Origin of the sequence: Mesorhizobium sp. M1A.F.Ca.ET.072.01.1.1 (genome assembly GCF_004023325.1) — a bacterium.
Lineage (GTDB): Bacteria > Pseudomonadota > Alphaproteobacteria > Rhizobiales > Rhizobiaceae > Mesorhizobium.
Genome location: NZ_RZSF01000755.1, coordinates 1 through 426, shown reverse-complemented (window position 1 = coordinate 426; position 426 = coordinate 1). Strand labels below are relative to the sequence as shown.

Genomic DNA, 426 nt, shown 5'->3' with positions numbered 1-426 from the left:
GCCGATGGAGGCGCAGACGCGCCTGCTGCGCGTGCTGCAGCAGGGCGAATACACGACGGTTGGCGGCCGCACGCCGATCAAGACCGACGTGCGCATCGTCGCCGCCACCAACAAGGATCTGCGCGCGCTGATCAACCAGGGGCTGTTCCGCGAAGACCTGTTCTATCGCCTCAATGTCGTGCCGCTGCGGTTGCCGGCGCTGCGCGAACGCTCCGAGGATATTCCGGATCTGGTGCGGCATTTCTTCAAGCAGGGCGCCAGCGAGGGGCTGCAGACAAAGCGCATTTCCTCCGGCGGCATCGAGCTGATGAAGCGTTACCCCTGGCCGGGCAATGTGCGCGAGCTGGAAAACCTGGTGCGCAGGCTGGCCGCGCTCTATTCGCAGGATGAGATTTCGGCCGAGATCATCGAGGCCGAACTCAAGAC

General features: G+C 64.3%; 1 protein-coding gene. It reads left to right on the top strand.

The window, feature by feature from the left end:
• Positions 1-426 (top strand): sigma 54-interacting transcriptional regulator (locus tag EOA32_RS37875; protein ID WP_189407756.1); only part of this gene is annotated, 426 nt, incomplete at both ends.